Raw genomic sequence first — 18,769 nt, 5'->3', positions numbered from 1 at the left:
CGGTAGTTCAGTTGGTTAGAATACCTGCCTGTCACGCAGGGGGTCGCGGGTTCGAGTCCCGTCCGTTCCGCCACTTATTAGAAAATTAAGCCTGCTATTAATGCAGGCTTAATGATAATAAAATTTAGGGGCGTAGCTCAGTTGGTAGAGCACCGGTCTCCAAAACCGGGTGTCGCGAGTTCGAGTCTCTCCGCCCCTGCCAGAAACAATCCTTAGCATTTTTGCTAAGGATTTTTTTTTACCTGAAAATTGTGCCAATAGACCCTCCTGATTTCAGTTTCCCGGCATCCTTGCCAGTATTTTCTCTAACCTTCCACAATATTCGTTTTTAGAAGATCTCGAATAAGCGGGTACTTATCGCTATTTTGTAGCCAAACTGCATACAATGGACGTGAAAGCGTAGCGCTGTCGGCAACTGTGTGGAGATCACTTTTTGCTTTTGCCCAATTGACGGGAAGCCAGCTAAACCCCTTAAGTACAGAAAGTTGTTGCCTTGCCAGTTCAGCTGAACTGGTGGTAAGCACCGGAACTTCATCGGCTGCGATCAATCCAGTTTCATGTTGTTGAAAGTCCGGCCCCCATTCCAGGCGCAAATAATTCAATTCATCTTTTGTTAGTGATGGTGTACTGCAATAAAGTGCCAGCGTGAAATATCCCAGCAATTGGCTACTAAATTCGTCCATTTTTGGGGCTTCAGTTGTGATCAGCAGATCAAGTTGTCGCTCATGAAGCTGTTTAACTAATGACTGACGCTGAGCGATCCTGGCTTCAAATTGCAGGCTGGATTGTGGCTCTTGCAACTGATACAAACGACCCAACCAGTTATTAAGCATGCACTCCCAAAGGGATGCGCTGGCTCCGATAGAAAACTCATTATGTCGCGAGGTATTTGCAACTTCCTTACGTGCTGCTTGCCACGTATTCATCAGCGTTTCTGCATAGGGCAATAATTTTTCACCCGCAGCGGTCAAACGGATATTGTTTCTGTGTCGGGTGAAGAGGTTCACACCAAGTTGATTTTCCAGCTGTCTGATCCGAAAACTTACTGCCGATTGGGTCAGGTAGAGCGCTTCAGCAGCCCGACCAAAGTGGCGTGTCCGGCTAACTTCCAGGAAAGTTTTTAACAATTCCGTATCCACAACTCGCTCCGTAAAATTATTTGTCGTTATGATTTAAATCTTTTGTTTGACGCTCTGTCAAGCGTAACTAATACTCCGCGCCATAAATAGCTCGGCCAAAGAATTAGGAGCGTGCAGGATGGCGGAAAGCTTTACGACGACTAATCGATATTTCGACAATAAATATTATCCCCGCGGATTCTCCCGTCATGGTGATTTCACCATTAAAGAGGCACAGCTGCTTGAGCGTCACGGTTATGCCTTCAATGAGTTGGATCTGGGCAAGCGTGAACCGGTAACTGAAGAAGAAAAACTGTTTGTTGCGGTATGCCGTGGTGAACGTGAGCCGGTTACCGAAGCTGAACGTGTGTGGTCTAAATACATGACGCGTATTAAGCGTCCGAAGCGTTTCCACACTCTGTCTGGCGGGAAACCTCAGGTAGAAGGTGCTGAAGATTACACCGAGTCAGATGATTAATAAAAAAAGGGCGAAAGCCCTTTTTTTATGCCAGTAGTTTCTGCAAATGAATTAATAATCTGTCTATTGCCCGATAACCAACAGCTTCCTGTAAGTGCTGGCGGGTTATATGGTCGCATTGTTCAATATCTGCAATAGTTCGAGCGACCTTTATCAGCCGTAGCCAGGCGCGGATGGATAATCCAAGGTGCGCTAACGTTTCTTCCAGCCAGCGTGCGTCATCGCTGCGCAGCTCGCAAAATTTATGTATATCCTGGCTATTCAGATGCGCGTTTAATTTCTTTTGTCGCTGATACTGACGCTCTCTTGCCACCATGACGCGTTTCTTCACTGTAGCGCTGTCTTCTCCTTTCATTATGCTCTGGCAAAGTATACCTGGAGGCGGCAGGGGTACTTCGAGTGAGAGATCGAAGCGGTCGAGAAAAGGACCTGATAATCGACTGAGATAACGTAGCGTTTGCTCTGGGGTACAACGGTTGTGGTTTCCCTGATAGTGGCCCGTTGGGCTTGGGTTCATTGCAGCAACCAGTTGAAATCGTGCAGGGTAAGTTATTTTTGCCCGAGTGCGTGATAAATGGATCTGCCCGGATTCAATAGGTTCGCGTAGTGCATCCAGCGTACGCCTTTCAAACTCGGGTAATTCATCCAGAAACAATACGCCGTTATGTGCCAGAGAAATTTCTCCTGGCGCGGGAATGGAGCCACCACCCACCATTGCGGTTAATGAGGCGCTGTGATGAGGTGAGCGAAATGGACGTTGCTTCCACTGCTTTTGTATCGTGTCGGAATTGACCAGACTGAGAATTGCGGCGCTTTCCAGAGCCTCGTCATTGCTAAGAGGTGGTAACAACCCTCTCAGACGACTTGCCAGCATCGTTTTCCCCGTCCCGGGAGGACCAATTAGCAGGAGATTGTGACCGCCTGCAGCGGTGATCTCTAACCCTCGTTTGCCCTGTTCCTGACCGATGACGTCACTAAGGTCATCAGGAAAAACTCTGGGTGTGGAATCTGCGGATATCGGCCTTTCCAAATCATGCTTACCTTCCAGAAATGCGCATACGGCCTGCAAGTGATCGGCAATCAAACACCCTTCACCGTGTATCAGTCCAACTTCTGCTGCATTCTCTTTTGCGACAATAATTTGCCTGCCTGCACGAATTGCTTCGGTCGCGCTGGATATAGCTCCTGGAACGCCGCGTAGTGCGCCTGTAAGCGCTAATTCGCCTACCAGCTCATATGTGTTGAGATTATGAGTTGTAAGCTGCTCAGAAGCGGCCAGAAGCGCGATGGCGATAGGTAAATCGTATCTCCCCCCTTCTTTGGGAAGATCTGCCGGGGCGAGGTTAATCGTTATCTTTTTTGCCGGGAATTCATACCCGCTATTAATAATCGCACTGCGAACCCGATCGCGGGCTTCTTTCACCGTCGTTTCGGGTAACCCCACCATGGTTAAACCTGGCAGACCATTGCTGATATGTACCTCAATGGTAATGGGTGGCGCATTCACACCAAGCGCGGCGCGTGTGTGGACAATTGACAGTGACATATCCCCTCCTGAGGTAGGTATTATGTCGTAAAAAATAGCGGCAATATCTTGTCTTTTTGATATTTTTAGATGCTTATTCACGTATTTTTGTGTAATTGCAAACTGCCTATGTAACCTCTGGAATCGTGCTAGCAAAGGTAAGTTAATCAGCTCAAAGTCGATAGATAGCGCCGTCGAAATTGCTCAATAACGTGAAATATTTTCATTTTCTATTTTTTGTATAAAAAACAACGGTGTTTATATAAACCGTTAACTGCGTCAGAAAAATGAATGTAAAAATATCTTGTGTCATCTTTAAATTCTATGGTAACTCTTTAGGTATTCCTTCGAACAAGATGCAAGAAAATACAAAAATGACAGCCCTTCTACGAGTGATTAGCCTGGTCGTGATTAGCGTGGTGGTGATTATTATCCCACCGTGCGGGGCTGCACTTGGACGAGGAAAGGCTTAGAAAACAAGCCTTAACGAACTAAGACCCCCGCACCGAAAGGTCCGGGGGTTTTTTTTGACCTTAAAAACATAAACGAGGAGCAGAAAGTGAACGGTAGCATAAAATTCTGTTTCTCAAGATTTACGGCGGGGATGTAACTATGAATGGGGCACAGTGGGTGGTACATGCGTTGCGTGCACAAGGGGTTAAAACCGTCTTTGGTTATCCTGGGGGCGCAATTATGCCGGTTTACGATGCATTGTATGACGGTGGCGTAGAACACTTGTTGTGCCGACACGAGCAGGGTGCGGCGATGGCGGCGATTGGCTATGCCCGTTCAACGGGTAAAACCGGCGTTTGTATTGCCACTTCTGGTCCAGGTGCTACTAACCTGATCACCGGTCTGGCTGATGCCTTGTTAGATTCCGTTCCCGTTGTTGCCATCACCGGCCAGGTGTCCTCCCCGTTTATCGGAACCGATGCGTTCCAGGAAGTGGACGTTCTGGGATTGTCGTTGGCATGTACTAAACACAGTTTTTTGGTGCAATCATTTGAAGAGTTACCACGCATCCTGGCTGAAGCTTTCGAGGTTGCGAATTCTGGTCGCCCAGGCCCGGTATTGGTGGATATCCCAAAGGATATCCAACTGGCCTGTGGGTCGCTGGAACCCTATTTTTCTACCGTCGAAAACGCAGCGGCTTTCCCATATCCTGAGGTTGAACAAGCCCGTAAGATGCTGGCGCAGGCACAAAAGCCGGTTCTGTACGTTGGCGGCGGTGTGGGCATGGCGCAGGCGGTTCCGGCTCTGCGTGAGTTTATTGCAGTAACGCAGATCCCAGCGGTTTGTACACTGAAAGGTCTGGGTTCTGTCGATGCAGCTTACCCGTACTACCTGGGTATGTTGGGAATGCACGGTACCAAAGCTGCAAACTTTGCCGTGCAGGAGTGCGACTTGCTGATTGCTGTCGGTGCTCGTTTTGATGACCGGGTGACCGGTAAGTTGAATACTTTCGCACCGAATGCCAACGTGATCCATATGGATATCGATCCGGCCGAGATGAACAAGCTGCGTCAGGCACACGTTGCGCTGCAAGGTGATTTGAATACGCTGTTACCCGCATTACAACAGCCGTTGACCATCAACGAATGGTGCCAATATGCCGCAGATATGCGGGCTGAACATGCCTGGCGCTACGATCATCCTGGCGAAGCTATCTACGCGCCATTGTTATTAAAACAATTGTCCGACCGTAAACCTGCCGATAGCGTAGTCACCACCGATGTCGGTCAGCATCAGATGTGGTCCGCACAGCACATGACCTACGCTCGCCCGGAGAACTTCATCACCTCCAGTGGCCTCGGAACAATGGGTTTTGGCTTACCTGCGGCGGTGGGCGCGCAGGTGGCTCGCCCGGACGATACGGTAATCTGTATCTCCGGTGACGGCTCTTTTATGATGAACGTACAGGAGCTGGGCACCGTAAAACGCAAGCAGTTGCCGCTGAAGATTGTCTTACTCGATAACCAGCGGTTAGGCATGGTGCGACAATGGCAGCAGCTGTTTTTCCAGGAACGTTATAGCGAAACTACTCTTACCGATAACCCCGATTTTCTTATGTTAGCCAGCGCCTTCGGCATCCCTGGCCAACACATTACCCGTAAAGACCAGGTTGAAGCGGCACTCGACACTATGCTGAATAGTGAGGGTCCATACCTGCTTCATGTCTCAATCGACGAACTTGAGAACGTCTGGCCTCTGGTACCGCCAGGTGCCAGTAACTCAGAAATGCTGGAGAAATTATCATGATGCAACATCAGGTCGCCGTTGAGGCTCGTTTCAATCCGGAAACGTTAGAACGTGTTTTACGCGTGGTACGCCATCGTGGTTTTCAGGTGTGTTCCATGAACATGGAAGCAGCTTCCGATGCTCAAAATATAAATATCGAATTGACCGTTGCCAGCCCCCGGTCGGTCGACTTACTGTTTAGTCAGTTAACTAAACTGGTCGATGTTGCACATGTTGCTATCTGCCAGAGTTCTACCACATCACAACAAATCCGCGCCTGAGCGCAAAAGGAAGAAAAATGACGACGAAAAAAGCTGATTACATTTGGTCCAATGGCGAGATGATTCGTTGGGAAGATGCGAAGGTTCACGTGATGTCCCACGCACTGCACTATGGTACTTCAGTATTTGAAGGTATCCGTTGCTACGATTCTCACAAAGGCCCGGTGGTGTTCCGTCATCGTGAACATATGCAGCGTCTGCGTGATTCAGCCAAGATCTATCGTTTTCCGGTATCTCAGAGCGTTGATGAACTGATGGAAGCCTGTCGCGCGGTGATCCGCAAAAACAATCTGACCAGCGCCTATATCCGTCCGCTGGTATTTGTTGGCGATGTGGGTATGGGCGTTAACCCGCCGGCAGGATACACCACGGATGTGATCATCGCTGCGTTCCCGTGGGGGGCGTATCTGGGCGCTGAAGCGCTGGATCAGGGGATCGATGCGATGGTTTCCTCGTGGAACCGTGTTGCACCAAACACTATTCCTACCGCTGCTAAAGCGGGTGGTAACTACCTGTCTTCGCTGCTGGTGGGTAGCGAAGCACGTCGTCATGGCTACCAGGAAGGGATTGCGCTAGACGTAAATGGCTACATCTCCGAAGGTGCAGGTGAAAACCTGTTTGAAGTTAAAGATGGCATTCTGTTTACCCCGCCATTTACCTCCTCCGCGCTGCCAGGCATCACGCGTGACGCGATCATCAAGCTGGCGAAAGATCTTGATATCGAAGTGCGTGAGCAGGTGTTGTCCCGCGAATCCCTGTACCTGGCCGACGAAGTGTTCATGTCCGGTACTGCGGCAGAAATCACTCCGGTGCGTAGCGTTGACGGTATCCAGGTGGGTGAAGGCCGTTGTGGCCCGGTGACCAAACGTATCCAGCAAGCCTTCTTTGGTCTCTTTACTGGTGAAACGGAAGATAAATACGGTTGGTTGGATCAGGTTAACCAATAAACATAAATTTGGGACGGCACGCACCGTCCCAATTATTAGATAGACGGGAGTAAATACAGCATGCCTAAGTATCGTTCTGCCACCACCACCCACGGCCGAAACATGGCGGGTGCACGCGCACTGTGGCGCGCCACCGGGATGACCGATGATGATTTCGGTAAACCGATTATTGCCGTGGTGAACTCCTTTACCCAGTTCGTACCGGGCCACGTGCACCTGCGCGATCTCGGTAAGCTGGTTGCCGAACAGATTGAAGCCTCAGGCGGCGTGGCGAAAGAGTTCAACACTATCGCTGTGGATGACGGTATCGCCATGGGGCACGGGGGTATGCTTTATTCACTGCCGTCGCGCGAGCTGATTGCCGATTCGGTGGAGTATATGGTGAATGCTCATTGCGCTGATGCGATGGTTTGCATTTCCAACTGCGACAAAATCACCCCGGGGATGTTAATGGCCTCTCTGCGGCTGAACATTCCGGTGATTTTTGTTTCCGGCGGGCCGATGGAAGCCGGTAAAACCAAGCTCTCCGACCAAATCATCAAGCTCGATCTGGTTGATGCGATGATTCAGGGTGCAGATCCGAAAGTCTCTGACTCCCAAAGCGATCAGATTGAACGTTCCGCCTGCCCAACCTGTGGTTCCTGTTCCGGGATGTTCACCGCTAACTCGATGAACTGTCTGACAGAAGCATTGGGCTTGTCGCAGCCGGGCAATGGATCGCTGCTGGCAACCCACACTGACCGTAAGCAGCTGTTTCTCAATGCCGGTTCACGAATCGTTGAACTGACCAAACGCTATTACGAGCAGAATGATGATTCCGCCCTGCCGCGCAATATTGCCAGCAAGGCGGCATTTGAAAACGCCATGACGCTGGATATCGCCATGGGCGGTTCCACTAACACCGTTCTGCACTTGCTGGCCGCCGCGCAGGAAGCGGAAATTGACTTCACGATGAGTGATATCGATAAGCTGTCTCGCAAGGTTCCACAGTTGTGTAAAGTGGCGCCAAGTACGCAGAAATACCATATGGAAGATGTTCACCGTGCGGGCGGCGTACTGGGCATTTTAGGCGAGCTGGATCGTGCAGGTCTGTTGAATCGTGATGTGAAAAACGTACTGGGGCTGACTTTGTCGCAGTCTCTGGAGCAGTACGATGTGATGCTGACTCAGGATGAGGCGGTGAAAAAGATGTTCCGCGCAGGCCCGGCGGGTATTCGTACCACCCAGGCATTCTCGCAGGACTGCCGCTGGGATACGCTGGATGATGATCGTGCTGAGGGTTGTATCCGCTCGCTGGAACATGCCTACAGCAAAGATGGTGGCCTGGCAGTACTGTACGGTAATTTCGCTGAAAATGGGTGTATCGTCAAAACCGCTGGTGTGGACGACAGTATTCTGAAATTCACTGGTCCTGCCAAAGTTTATGAGAGTCAGGATGAGGCGGTAGATGCGATTCTTGGCGGTAAAGTTGTAGCGGGCGATGTGGTTGTTATTCGCTACGAAGGGCCTAAAGGTGGACCGGGGATGCAGGAAATGCTCTACCCAACGACCTTCCTGAAATCGATGGGGCTGGGTAAAGCGTGCGCGCTGATAACCGACGGTCGTTTCTCCGGTGGAACATCGGGTCTCTCTATCGGTCACGTCTCTCCGGAAGCGGCCAGCGGCGGCAATATTGCTATCATTGAAGATGGCGACATGATTGCCATCGATATCCCGAATCGCGGTATTCAATTGCAACTCAGCGATGCGGAAATTGCTGCCCGCCGTGAAGCGCAGGAAGCCCGCGGCGATAAAGCCTGGACACCAAAAGATCGTCAGCGTCAGGTTTCCTTTGCTCTTCGCGCTTATGCCAGTCTGGCAACCAGTGCCGACAAAGGTGCGGTACGTGATAAATCGAAATTGGGGGGGTAATGACTATGGCTGATTCACAACCCCTGTCTGGCACCCCTGAGGGTGCTGAGTATCTCAGGGCGGTGCTGCGTGCGCCGGTCTATGAAGCGGTACAGGTGACGCCGCTGCAAAAAATGGAAAAGCTCTCATCGCGCCTCGACAACGTCATTCTGGTGAAGCGCGAAGACCGACAACCGGTTCACAGCTTCAAGCTGCGTGGTGCCTATGCCATGATGGCGGGCCTTACAGAAGCGCAAAAAGCGCATGGTGTAATCACCGCATCTGCAGGTAATCATGCCCAGGGCGTTGCCTTTTCTTCTGCTCGTCTTGGCGTGAAGGCGTTGATTGTCATGCCGACCGCGACTGCGGATATCAAAGTGGATGCGGTACGCGGTTTTGGCGGCGAGGTGTTGCTGCACGGCGCAAATTTTGATGAAGCTAAAGCTAAAGCCATTGAGCTTTCGCAACAGCAGGGCTTTACCTGGGTTCCACCGTTCGACCATCCTATGGTTATTGCCGGACAAGGGACGCTGGCGCTGGAATTACTTCAGCAGGATGCGCACCTGGATCGCGTTTTTGTTCCGGTGGGTGGCGGCGGACTGGCGGCAGGTGTTGCGGTGCTGATTAAACAGCTGATGCCGCAGATCAAAGTCATTGCGGTTGAAGCTGAAGATTCTGCTTGCCTGAAGGCGGCGCTGGAAGCCGGTCATCCGGTAGATCTTCCGCGCGTCGGATTGTTTGCAGAGGGGGTGGCGGTCAAGCGTATCGGTGACGAAACTTTCCGCCTGTGTCAGGAATACCTTGATGACATCATCACCGTTGACAGCGATGCTATCTGTGCGGCGATGAAGGATCTGTTCGAGGACGTGCGTGCTGTGGCGGAACCGTCTGGTGCACTGGCGCTGGCGGGGATGAAAAAATACATTGCCCAGCACAATATTCGCGGCGAACGTCTGGCGCATGTGCTCTCTGGCGCTAACGTCAATTTCCACGGTCTGCGCTACGTTTCTGAACGCTGCGAGCTGGGGGAACAGCGTGAAGCGTTGCTGGCGGTGACGATCCCGGAAGAGAAGGGCAGCTTCCTGAAATTCTGTCAGCTGCTGGGTGGGCGCTCGGTCACCGAGTTTAACTACCGTTTTGCCGATGCCAAAGACGCCTGTATTTTTGTCGGTGTGCGCCTGAGCCGTGGGCTGGAAGAACGTAAGGAAATCCTCCAGTTGCTCAATGACGGTGGTTACAGCGTGGTGGATCTTTCCGACGACGAAATGGCCAAGCTGCATGTGCGCTATATGGTTGGTGGGCGTCCGTCAAAACCGCTACAAGAGCGTTTGTACAGCTTCGAGTTTCCTGAGTCTCCGGGGGCGCTGTTGAAATTCCTGCATACCCTGGGTACCCACTGGAATATTTCCCTTTTCCACTACCGCAGCCACGGCACCGACTATGGTCGGGTGCTGGCTGCATTTGAACTGGCCGATCATGAACCGGACTTTGAAACCAGACTGAACGAGTTGGGTTATGACTGTCATGATGAGACTCACAACCCGGCGTTTCGCTTCTTCCTTGCAGGTTAGTATTAATGTTCGTTGGCCGGATAGGGCGCAAGCGCCCTATCCGGCCAGGTTTTAATGGTTGGGTAAAATTTTCCAGAATGCATCAATCAGCGGCTCATGCAGCCGCTTTTTTTGTGCACAAACGCCCAGCTCAAACGGTGTTCTTTCATCGCTACGTTCTAATATCATCACGCGGTTACGCACCGGTTCAGGGCTGTTTTCCAGCACCACTTCTGGCAGCAATGCCACGCCACACCCGAGCGCCACCATCGATACCATGGCTTCATGCCCACCGACTGTGGCGTAAATCATAGGGTTGCTGATTTTATTACGCCGGAACCACAGCTCAATACGGCGGCGCACCGGCCCCTGATCGGCCATGATAAACGGTATCGTTGACCAGTCAGGTTCATCGGCGGAGATTTGGCTGCGAACCGGGCAGGGCAATGCCGGGGCGATTAACACCACCGCCAGATTTTCCAGCATTGAGAAGGCGACGGCGCCAGGCAGAGTTTCCGGTTTACCGGCAATGGCCAGATCGGCTTCCCCGGTGACCACTTTATCCATGGCGTCGGCGGCGTCGCCGGTGGTGAGCTTAATTTCCACCGACGGATGTTCGGCGCGAAAGCGGTCAAGAATTGGCGGCAGATGGCTGTAGGCGGCGGTCACTGAACAGAATATATGCAACTCACCGGACAGCGATGGTCCTTGCTGATCAAGGGTATGACGCAATTGCTGATATTGGAGCAACGTCTGTTGGGCAAACACGCGCAACTCCTCTCCCGCTTCGGTCAGCGTGACCGTGCGATTATCGCGCACAAACAGTGGTTGCCCGAGATCTTCCTCAAGGCGCTGAATCTGTCGGGAGAGCGTGGAAGGACTGACGTGCATCGCCCGTGCACTGCGGCCAAAATGGCGGCTTTCCGCCAGGTGCAGGAAGGTTTTCAGATCGCGTAAATCCACAGACTTAGCCCTCGATGTTGACGTTGCAGAAATTGCAATGTGACGTTGTGAATATATCAATTTCCGCAATAAATTTCCTGTTGTAATGTGAGTACATTCTCGCTTAAACGCGAACCGAACAATAAGAAGCACAACATCACGAGGAATCACCATGGCTAACTACTTTAATACACTGAATCTGCGCCAGCAGCTGGCACAGCTGGGTAAATGTCGCTTTATGGGCCGCGAAGAATTCGCCGACGGCGCGAGCTACCTTCAGGGTAAAAAAGTGGTTATCGTCGGCTGTGGTGCTCAAGGTCTGAACCAGGGGCTGAACATGCGTGACTCTGGTCTGGATATCTCCTATGCCCTGCGTAAAGAAGCGATTGCTGAGAAGCGCGCGTCCTGGCGCAAAGCAACAGAAAACGGCTTCAAAGTAGGTACTTACGAAGAGCTGATCCCGCAGGCTGATCTGGTGGTTAACCTGACGCCAGACAAACAGCACTCTGACGTTGTGCGTTCCGTTCAGCCGCTGATGAAAGACGGCGCGGCGCTGGGCTATTCCCATGGCTTCAACATCGTGGAAGTGAGGGAGCAGATCCGTAAAGATATCACCGTGGTGATGGTAGCGCCGAAATGCCCGGGAACCGAAGTGCGTGAAGAGTACAAACGTGGTTTCGGTGTACCGACCCTGATCGCCGTCCATCCGGAAAATGACCCTAAAGGTGAAGGCATGGCGATTGCTAAAGCCTGGGCTGCGGCAACCGGTGGTCACCGTGCGGGCGTGCTGGAGTCATCTTTCGTCGCAGAAGTGAAATCTGACCTGATGGGTGAGCAAACTATCCTGTGCGGTATGCTGCAGGCCGGTTCTCTGCTGTGCTTTGACAAGCTGGTGGAGGAAGGTACCGACCCGGCATATGCCGAAAAATTGATTCAGTTCGGCTGGGAAACCATCACCGAAGCGCTGAAACAGGGCGGTATTACGCTGATGATGGACAGGCTATCTAATCCGGCAAAACTGCGTGCTTACGCGTTGTCTGAGCAACTGAAAGAGATCATGGCGCCGCTGTTCCAGAAACATATGGACGACATCATCTCCGGCGAATTCTCCTCCGGCATGATGGCTGACTGGGCTAACGACGATAAGAAACTGCTGACCTGGCGTGAAGAGACCGGTAAAACCGCGTTCGAAACAGCCGCCCAGTTCGAGGGTAAAATCAGCGAGCAGGAATACTTTGATAAAGGCGTTCTGATGATCGCAATGGTGAAAGCGGGCGTTGAGCTGGCGTTCGAAACCATGGTGGCGTCCGGCATTATCGAAGAGTCCGCTTACTATGAGTCACTCCACGAGCTGCCGCTGATTGCCAACACCATTGCCCGTAAGCGTCTGTACGAAATGAACGTGGTTATTTCCGATACTGCAGAATACGGCAACTATCTGTTCTCTTACGCTTGCGTACCGCTGCTGAAAGAGTTCATGACTACGTTGCAGACCGGCGACCTGGGTAAAGCGATTGCCGAAGGTGCGGTAGATAACGCACAGCTGCGTGATGTGAACGATGCGATTCGCAGCCATGCAATTGAGAAAGTGGGTCAGAAGCTGCGTGGCTACATGACTGACATGAAGCGTATTGCTGTCGCGGGCTAAAAATGTGTCGGGTGGCGTTAACGCTTACCCGACTTTCATCGTAGTACGTAGCTGCCATCCGGCAGATAAACCCGGTGCTTATACTCACCGGGTTTTTTATTAGTTGCGGTACAGCACCTTAATGATGTGGTAACCGAACTGCGTATGCAGTGGGCCGGTGGGTTCCAGTACCGGGCAGGAGAAAACCACTTTATCAAACGCCGGAACCATCTGGCCTTGACGGAACTCACCCAGGTGACCGCCTTTTTTACCTGACGGGCAGGTAGAGTGTTTCTTCGCCAGTTTCTCGAAGTCTGCGCCGTTTTTAATTTGTTCCAGAAGATCCAGAGCCAGTTTCTCTTCTTTAACAAGGATATGCAGTGCTGCTGCTGTTTTTGCCATGATCGTGCCTTGAGTGGGATGGTTGAGGCTGGCTATACTACCATGCTCTAAATCTCCCCTCCCGACTTTCATTGAGTGACCTTTATGCGTTTAAACCCCGGACAACAACAAGCCGTCGAATTCGTCACCGGACCTTGCCTGGTGCTGGCGGGGGCCGGTTCTGGTAAGACGCGCGTGATCACGAATAAAATTGCCCATCTGATTCGCGAATGTGGCTATCAGGCACGGCATATTGCAGCGGTGACCTTTACTAACAAGGCCGCGCGCGAGATGAAAGAGCGTGTGGCGCAGACGCTGGGCCGTAAAGAAGCGCGTGGTTTGATGATCTCCACCTTCCACACTCTGGGGTTGGATATTATCAAGCGTGAGTACGCGGCGTTGGGGATGAAATCCAACTTCTCTCTGTTTGATGATACCGATCAGGTGGCGCTGCTTAAAGATCTGACCGAGGGGTTGATCGACGATGATAAAGTGGTGCTGCAACAGCTGATCTCGACGATCTCCAACTGGAAAAACGATCTAATGACTCCGGCGCAGGCGGCGGCTAGCGCTAAAGGGGAGCGTGACCGTATTTTTGCCCATTGCTACGGTTTGTACGATGCCCATATGAAGGCGTGTAACGTTCTCGATTTTGACGATCTGATTTTGCTTCCGACTTTGCTACTACAGCGCAATGAAGAGGTGAGAGAACGCTGGCAGAACAGAATCCGCTATCTGCTGGTGGATGAATACCAGGATACCAACACCAGTCAGTACGAGTTGGTTAAGCTGCTGGTGGGACGCCGTGCGCGCTTTACTGTGGTGGGAGACGATGACCAGTCTATCTATTCCTGGCGTGGTGCACGTCCGCAGAATCTGGTGCTGCTGAGCAAAGATTTTCCGGCGTTGCAGGTGGTCAAGCTGGAACAAAACTACCGTTCTTCCGGACGTATTCTGAAAGCGGCAAATATTCTCATTGCCAACAACCCACATGTCTTTGAAAAAAGGCTCTTTTCCGAACTGGGTTATGGCGCTGAACTAAAAGTACTGAGTGCCAATAACGAAGAGCACGAAGCAGAGCGCGTGACCGGAGAACTGATTGCCCATCACTTTGTTAACAAAACACAGTATAAAGATTACGCGATCCTCTATCGCGGTAATCATCAGTCGCGGGTGTTCGAAAAATTCCTGATGCAGAACCGCATTCCGTACAAAATTTCCGGCGGAACGTCGTTTTTCTCGCGCCCGGAGATCAAAGATTTGCTGGCCTATCTGCGGGTATTGAGCAATCCGGATGATGACAGCGCATTTCTGCGCATAGTGAATACCCCGAAACGTGAAATCGGCCCTGCCACGCTGCAAAAATTGGGCGAGTGGGCGATGACGCGTAATAAAAGTTTGTTTACTGCCAGCTTTGATATGGGGCTTAGCCAGACGCTTACCGGGCGTGGTTATGACTCTCTGACTCGTTTTACTCACTGGCTGGGTGAAATTCAGCGCCTGGCAGAGCGCGAACCGATTGCAGCAGTACGTGACCTGATCCACGGCATTGATTACGAATCCTGGCTGTATGAAACCTCGCCCAGTCCGAAAGCTGCAGAAATGCGCATGAAAAACGTCAATACGCTGTTCAGTTGGATGACGGAGATGCTGGAAGGCAGCGAGCTGGAAGAGCCGATGACGTTGACCCAGGTGGTGACGCGCTTTACGTTACGCGACATGATGGAGCGCGGGGAGAGCGAAGAAGAGTTGGATCAGGTGCAGTTAATGACGCTACACGCCTCAAAAGGGCTGGAGTTTCCGTATGTGTTTATGGTGGGCATGGAAGAGGGATTCCTGCCGCACCAGAGCAGCATTGACGAAGACAACATAGATGAAGAGCGTCGCCTGGCCTATGTAGGGATCACCCGTGCACAGAAAGAGCTTATCTTCACGCTGTGTAAAGAGCGTCGCCAGTACGGCGAACTGGTGCGCCCGGAACCGAGCCGTTTTCTGCTGGAATTACCGCAGGATGACGTTATCTGGGAACAGGAACGTAAAGTGGTGAGTGCTGAAGAACGGATGCAAAAAGGACAGAGTCACCTGGCGAATCTGAAAGCAATGATGGCTGCAAAGAAAGCGAAATAGTCGATCGGGCCGGGTCTGAAATGTGCTGACAGACCCGATAAGATGCGCTGGCATCACCATCCGGCATGTAAAACGTTACTGTACTTCCAGTGGCCAGTGGACATAACTTTGCCACTGGCTTTCCTGATCGATAAGCTCTTTACCCAGCGGATGATGCGCCAGCCAGCCTTCTGGCAATCTTACCGTAAGGTGCTCATTCTTTGCGACCAGATGAATTTCTGGCACTAAGTCGTCACGGCGACGACTGGCGAAAATAATCGCCAGGCGTAGCAAGCGGCAAAGATGTTCTGCGATGCGAGGCGGCACGGCATTTTGCTGGTGGAGTGAGGAGAGATCGACCGGATTGGTCTGGTTTAATAATAGCGTCGCTAACAGTTTTTTCTGTGCCGGGGTAAATCCTGGAAGATCAAGGTTTCGCACCAGCCAGGCGGCATGTAGTGGTGCCTGCTTATATTCCACACTCAAGCCTATTTCATGCAACTGACAGGCACTTTGCAGCAGTTCGCTACTGATAGCTTCAAGATGCCACTCATTTTTCACTTGATCGAATAAATGTACTGCCAACTTTGCAACGCGGTTTGCCTGATCGGTATCGACCATAAACCGACGCTGAATATTGCGTAACGTACGACTGCGAATGTCCTGATCCACCGGCAAGTGCAGCATGCCGTACACCAGGCCTTCACGTAATGCACCGCCCGCGAGAGTCATACACTGAATGTTCAGTTCGGTAAAAATGGCGATCAGAATCGCCAGCCCGCTGGGGAACACCAGTGCGCGCTCCAGTGTTAGCCCTTCGATTTCCAGCTCTTCCAGACGTCCGCAATGAATGGCGCGTTGTTTTAACTGCTGGAGTTTTGCCAGAGTAATGCGTTCATCCATGCCCTGCGCCATCATAATTTCCTGCAAAGCCTGTACGGTGCCAGAAGCACCTACGCAGACTTTCCAGCCATGAAAGCGCAGCTTGTCAGCGACCGGGCGCAGAACGTCACGTGCTGCTTTCTCGGCTTCGTCAAAGTTTTCTTGTGCCAGATTTCGATCGGTGAAATACCGTTCGAGCCACGTAACACAGCCCATTGACAGACTAAACAGTGAGGTTGTTTGCGCACCAGAGCCAGTTACCAGCTCTGTACTGGCTCCACCAATATCAACGACCAGACGCTGATCAGCGCCGCCGGTGGTGTGGGCAACGCCCTGATAGATAAGACGCGCTTCTTCTTCGCCGCTAATAACCTGAACAGCACAGCCGAGGATCTCTTGCGCTTTCGCAATAAAAACATCGGCATTGACGGCGATACGCAATGTCGCTGTGGCGACCACCCGGATTTGCGGCTGAGGGATATCCTGCAGACGCTCAGCAAACAGGCGCAGGCATTGCCAGCCGCGCTCCATTGCTTCTGCGGAGAGAATATTTTCGCTGTTCAGCCCAGCAGCCAGACGCACTTTGCGCTTAATTCGCGTGAGTGTCTGAATACTCCCTGCTACTTCGCGCACTACCAGCATATGAAAACTATTGGATCCGAGATCTATTGCTGCATAGAGCGAAGTAGAGTTGAGCATGACTTAGTTAACCTGAACGACGACGATTACGTGGAGCACCACCAGTACGACGTGGGCCATTGCCAGGGCGCGAGCGCGTCAGGCGCAGCGGTTTTGGCAGATCGGTCATCAGTGCGTCTGGGTTGTACTTGCTAACCGGAATCGAGTGGCCGATATAGGTCTCGATTGCAGGTAAATTCAACGCGTACTCTTCACAGGCGAGGCTAATAGAGTGACCGCTCGCTCCAGCGCGACCCGTACGACCAATACGGTGAACGTAATCTTCACAGTCATCTGGCAGGTCATAGTTGAACACGTGTGTTACGGCCGGAATATGCAGACCACGCGCGGCAACATCAGTCGCAACAAGAATGTCGAGATCGCCACGGGTGAACTCTTCCAGAATACGCAGGCGTTTTTTCTGTGCCACGTCGCCAGTTAGCAGACCTACGCGATGACCGTCGGCAGCAAGACTGCCCCAGATATCTTCACAGCGGTGCTTGGTATTGGCAAAAACAATGGCGCGATCCGGCCACTCTTCTTCAATCAGCGTTTGCAGCAAACGCATTTTCTCTTCATTTGAAGGATAGAAGAGCTCTTCTTTAATACGGTGACCTGTCTTCTGTTCCGGTTCGACTTCAACGTATTCGGCATTGTTCATCTGTTCGAACGCCAGTTCGCGAACGCGGTAAGAGAGGGTTGCGGAAAACAGCATGTTCAGACGCTGGTTGGTTGGCGGCATACGACGGAACAACCAACGGATATCTTTAATAAAGCCCAGATCGTACATGCGATCGGCTTCATCCAGTACGACGACCTGAATCGCGCCCAGGTTAATGTGGTTCTGCTTTGCGTAGTCAATTAGACGGCCAGTGGTGCCGATAAGAATATCGACCCCGCTCTCCAGCACTTTTAACTGCTTGTCGTAACCGTCGCCGCCATATGCCAGGCCTAATTTCAGTCCTGTTGTCTGCGCGAGTGGCTCGGCGTCTGCGTGGATCTGCACGGCTAACTCACGCGTTGGCGCCATAATTAACGCACGCGGTTGGTTCACCTTGCGATCGGCAATCGCGGGATGAGAGAGAAGGTAATGAAACGTTGACGTAAGAAACGCCATCGTTTTTCCGGTACCGGTTTGCGCCTGCCCTGCTACATCACGACCAGCCAGCGTAAGCGGGAGGGCCAGTGCCTGAATGGGCGTACAATTATGAAACCCTTTGTTTTCAAGGGCTTCTATCACCTTTGGGTGCAGGGCGAAGTCGGAAAACTTCTGTTCTGTTAAATGTGTTTTGCTCATAGTGTGGTAGAATATCAGCTTACTATTGCTTTACGAAAGCGTATCCGGTGAAATAAAGTCAACCTTTAGTTGGTTAATGCAGTACATAAAGCATTCATGATGCGTCGAGGCGGCAAGTGAATGAGTCACTGGAGCGTACAATAGTACGTGACTGGGACACAGAGCGCAGCCAACAATGAGGCAGCTTGAAGGATGATGTGTATACACCAACACACCAGGCTTATTCCTGTGGAGTTATTATGAGCGATAAAATTATTCACCTGACTGACGACAGTTTTGACACGGATGTACTCAAAGCGGACGGAGCTATCCTCGTTGATTTCTGGGCAGAGTGGTGCGGTCCGTGCAAAATGATCGCTCCGATTCTGGATGAAATCGCTGACGAATATCAGGGCAAATTGACGGTTGCTAAACTGAATATTGACCAAAACCCAGGCACCGCGCCGAAGTATGGTATCCGTGGCATCCCGACCCTGCTGCTGTTTAAAAACGGCGAAGTTGCGGCGACGAAAGTCGGCGCGCTGTCCAAAGGTCAGTTGAAAGAGTTCCTCGACGCCAACCTGGCGTAAGGAAGTATCATGATCGGGCGCCCATACTCCAAAATGATTCGGATGACTGGACGCCCGACTTGAGTCGTGCTAAGTTAGTGTTGACTTCGTATTAAACATACCTTATTAAGTTTGAATCTTGTTTTATCCACTGCTTCCCGTTGTTTCTCGTGCGAGAAGTGGACAGATTCCTGGCTTGTCACTCAATCCGTCTTGTCGTTTCAGTTCTGCGTACTTTCCTGTGACCAGACAGCGAACAGACATGAGTCGAAGGCCGTAAA

At 51.7% G+C, this 18,769-nt stretch carries 17 protein-coding genes and 1 tRNA gene; 12 read left to right on the top strand and 6 right to left on the bottom strand.

Annotation, left to right across the window (positions count from 1 at the left end; genetic code table 11):
• Nucleotides 1–126: 126 nt before the first annotated feature.
• Nucleotides 127–202 (top strand) — tRNA-Trp (locus tag OGX98_RS21195).
• A gap of 103 nt (nt 203–305) precedes the next feature.
• On the opposite strand, the gene hdfR is transcribed toward OGX98_RS21195, so the two are convergent.
• Nucleotides 306–1,169, bottom strand: a complete 864-nt coding sequence (gene hdfR / locus OGX98_RS21190; protein ID WP_502873570.1) for an HTH-type transcriptional regulator HdfR — start codon at nt 1,167–1,169, stop codon at nt 306–308.
• Between the two features lie 88 nt (nt 1,170–1,257).
• Between hdfR and maoP the strand changes: the two genes are divergently transcribed.
• Nucleotides 1,258–1,596 carry a macrodomain Ori organization protein MaoP gene (gene maoP / locus OGX98_RS21185; protein WP_003018025.1) on the top strand — a complete coding sequence of 113 codons (339 nt, stop codon included), beginning with the start codon at nt 1,258–1,260 and terminating at the stop codon, nt 1,594–1,596.
• A 25-nt stretch (nt 1,597–1,621) separates the two neighbouring features.
• Here the strand turns inward: maoP and OGX98_RS21180 are convergent, their stop codons facing one another.
• Nucleotides 1,622–3,142 (bottom strand): YifB family Mg chelatase-like AAA ATPase, encoded by a 1,521-nt coding sequence (locus tag OGX98_RS21180; protein ID WP_286595905.1) that lies wholly within the window; start codon nt 3,140–3,142, stop codon nt 1,622–1,624.
• A gap of 353 nt (nt 3,143–3,495) precedes the next feature.
• Between OGX98_RS21180 and ilvL the strand changes: the two genes are divergently transcribed.
• The 6 genes from ilvL to ilvA all read left to right on the top strand — a co-directional run bounded on the left by ilvL (nt 3,496) and on the right by ilvA (nt 10,048).
• Nucleotides 3,496–3,594 carry an ilv operon leader peptide gene (gene ilvL / locus OGX98_RS21175; protein WP_001311244.1) on the top strand — a complete coding sequence of 33 codons (99 nt, stop codon included), beginning with the start codon at nt 3,496–3,498 and terminating at the stop codon, nt 3,592–3,594.
• Nucleotides 3,595–3,733: 139 nt separating this feature from the next.
• Entirely contained in the window at nt 3,734–5,380 is a 1,647-nt protein-coding gene (gene ilvG, locus OGX98_RS21170; RefSeq protein ID WP_286595904.1) for an acetolactate synthase 2 catalytic subunit, read from the top strand.
• The gene (gene ilvM / locus OGX98_RS21165; RefSeq protein WP_045449048.1) at nt 5,377–5,640 is read left to right on the top strand and encodes an acetolactate synthase 2 small subunit; all 264 of its coding nucleotides are present in this window, start codon (nt 5,377–5,379) and stop codon (nt 5,638–5,640) included. The genes ilvG and ilvM overlap by 4 nt, the downstream gene beginning before the upstream one ends.
• Before the next feature lie 17 nt (nt 5,641–5,657).
• Nucleotides 5,658–6,587, top strand: coding sequence for a branched-chain amino acid transaminase (locus tag OGX98_RS21160; RefSeq protein ID WP_045449049.1), 930 nt, complete (start codon nt 5,658–5,660; stop codon nt 6,585–6,587).
• A 60-nt stretch (nt 6,588–6,647) separates the two neighbouring features.
• On the top strand, nt 6,648–8,498 hold the full coding sequence (ilvD, locus tag OGX98_RS21155; RefSeq protein ID WP_045449050.1) for a dihydroxy-acid dehydratase: 1,851 nt from the start codon (nt 6,648–6,650) through the stop codon (nt 8,496–8,498).
• Between the two features lie 5 nt (nt 8,499–8,503).
• Complete coding sequence (gene ilvA, locus OGX98_RS21150) at nt 8,504–10,048, top strand: threonine ammonia-lyase, biosynthetic (protein ID WP_045449849.1); 1,545 nt, start codon at nt 8,504–8,506, stop codon at nt 10,046–10,048.
• A 51-nt stretch (nt 10,049–10,099) separates the two neighbouring features.
• Here ilvA and ilvY read toward each other — a convergent pair whose 3' ends face one another.
• The gene (gene ilvY / locus OGX98_RS21145) at nt 10,100–10,990 is read right to left on the bottom strand and encodes an HTH-type transcriptional activator IlvY (RefSeq protein ID WP_286595903.1); all 891 of its coding nucleotides are present in this window, start codon (nt 10,988–10,990) and stop codon (nt 10,100–10,102) included.
• A gap of 151 nt (nt 10,991–11,141) precedes the next feature.
• Here ilvY and ilvC point away from each other — a divergent pair, with 151 nt between their 5' ends.
• Entirely contained in the window at nt 11,142–12,617 is a 1,476-nt protein-coding gene (gene ilvC, locus OGX98_RS21140) for a ketol-acid reductoisomerase (RefSeq protein ID WP_286595902.1), read from the top strand.
• Between the two features lie 99 nt (nt 12,618–12,716).
• Here the strand turns inward: ilvC and ppiC are convergent, their stop codons facing one another.
• Nucleotides 12,717–12,998, bottom strand: coding sequence for a peptidylprolyl isomerase PpiC (gene ppiC, locus OGX98_RS21135; RefSeq protein WP_015960967.1), 282 nt, complete (start codon nt 12,996–12,998; stop codon nt 12,717–12,719).
• 84 nt (nt 12,999–13,082) lie between these two features.
• On the opposite strand from ppiC, the gene rep reads away from it, so the two are divergent.
• Nucleotides 13,083–15,104 (top strand): DNA helicase Rep, encoded by a 2,022-nt coding sequence (gene rep / locus OGX98_RS21130; protein ID WP_048223263.1) that lies wholly within the window; start codon nt 13,083–13,085, stop codon nt 15,102–15,104.
• A 75-nt stretch (nt 15,105–15,179) separates the two neighbouring features.
• Here rep and gppA read toward each other — a convergent pair whose 3' ends face one another.
• Both gppA and rhlB read right to left on the bottom strand, forming a co-directional pair.
• On the bottom strand, nt 15,180–16,664 hold the full coding sequence (gene gppA / locus OGX98_RS21125; protein ID WP_225760304.1) for a guanosine-5'-triphosphate,3'-diphosphate diphosphatase: 1,485 nt from the start codon (nt 16,662–16,664) through the stop codon (nt 15,180–15,182).
• Between the two features lie 7 nt (nt 16,665–16,671).
• Nucleotides 16,672–17,940 (bottom strand): ATP-dependent RNA helicase RhlB, encoded by a 1,269-nt coding sequence (gene rhlB / locus OGX98_RS21120; protein ID WP_045449063.1) that lies wholly within the window; start codon nt 17,938–17,940, stop codon nt 16,672–16,674.
• 239 nt (nt 17,941–18,179) lie between these two features.
• Between rhlB and trxA the strand changes: the two genes are divergently transcribed.
• On the top strand, nt 18,180–18,509 hold the full coding sequence (gene trxA / locus OGX98_RS21115; protein ID WP_001280776.1) for a thioredoxin TrxA: 330 nt from the start codon (nt 18,180–18,182) through the stop codon (nt 18,507–18,509).
• 130 nt (nt 18,510–18,639) lie between these two features.
• Nucleotides 18,640–18,768, top strand: coding sequence for a rho operon leader peptide (locus tag OGX98_RS21110; RefSeq protein WP_071829085.1), 129 nt, complete (start codon nt 18,640–18,642; stop codon nt 18,766–18,768).
• Nucleotide 18,769: the final 1 nt, after the last annotated feature.

Origin of the sequence: Citrobacter sp. Cm046, assembly GCF_030333065.1 — a bacterium.
GTDB lineage: Bacteria > Pseudomonadota > Gammaproteobacteria > Enterobacterales > Enterobacteriaceae > Citrobacter > Citrobacter murliniae.
The sequence above is the reverse complement of the archived record's forward strand: the minus strand, read 5'-3'. Positions and strand labels throughout refer to the sequence as shown.

What these genes read in the sequence shown, in the direction of transcription:
- ilvD (WP_045449050.1), top strand. Translation starts at nt 6,648, where the DNA reads ATGCCTAAGTATCGTTCTGCCACCACCACCCACGGCCGAAACATGGCG.
- OGX98_RS21160 (WP_045449049.1), top strand. Translation starts at nt 5,658, where the DNA reads ATGACGACGAAAAAAGCTGATTACATTTGGTCCAATGGCGAGATGATT.
- ilvL (WP_001311244.1), top strand. Translation starts at nt 3,496, where the DNA reads ATGACAGCCCTTCTACGAGTGATTAGCCTGGTCGTGATTAGCGTGGTG.
- ilvC (WP_286595902.1), top strand. Translation starts at nt 11,142, where the DNA reads ATGGCTAACTACTTTAATACACTGAATCTGCGCCAGCAGCTGGCACAG.
- rep (WP_048223263.1), top strand. Translation starts at nt 13,083, where the DNA reads ATGCGTTTAAACCCCGGACAACAACAAGCCGTCGAATTCGTCACCGGA.
- ilvA (WP_045449849.1), top strand. Translation starts at nt 8,504, where the DNA reads ATGGCTGATTCACAACCCCTGTCTGGCACCCCTGAGGGTGCTGAGTAT.
- ilvG (WP_286595904.1), top strand. Translation starts at nt 3,734, where the DNA reads ATGAATGGGGCACAGTGGGTGGTACATGCGTTGCGTGCACAAGGGGTT.
- OGX98_RS21180 (WP_286595905.1), bottom strand. Translation starts at nt 3,142, where the DNA reads ATGTCACTGTCAATTGTCCACACACGCGCCGCGCTTGGTGTGAATGCG.
- rhlB (WP_045449063.1), bottom strand. Translation starts at nt 17,940, where the DNA reads ATGAGCAAAACACATTTAACAGAACAGAAGTTTTCCGACTTCGCCCTG.
- ilvM (WP_045449048.1), top strand. Translation starts at nt 5,377, where the DNA reads ATGATGCAACATCAGGTCGCCGTTGAGGCTCGTTTCAATCCGGAAACG.
- ppiC (WP_015960967.1), bottom strand. Translation starts at nt 12,998, where the DNA reads ATGGCAAAAACAGCAGCAGCACTGCATATCCTTGTTAAAGAAGAGAAA.
- trxA (WP_001280776.1), top strand. Translation starts at nt 18,180, where the DNA reads ATGAGCGATAAAATTATTCACCTGACTGACGACAGTTTTGACACGGAT.
- gppA (WP_225760304.1), bottom strand. Translation starts at nt 16,664, where the DNA reads ATGCTCAACTCTACTTCGCTCTATGCAGCAATAGATCTCGGATCCAAT.
- maoP (WP_003018025.1), top strand. Translation starts at nt 1,258, where the DNA reads ATGGCGGAAAGCTTTACGACGACTAATCGATATTTCGACAATAAATAT.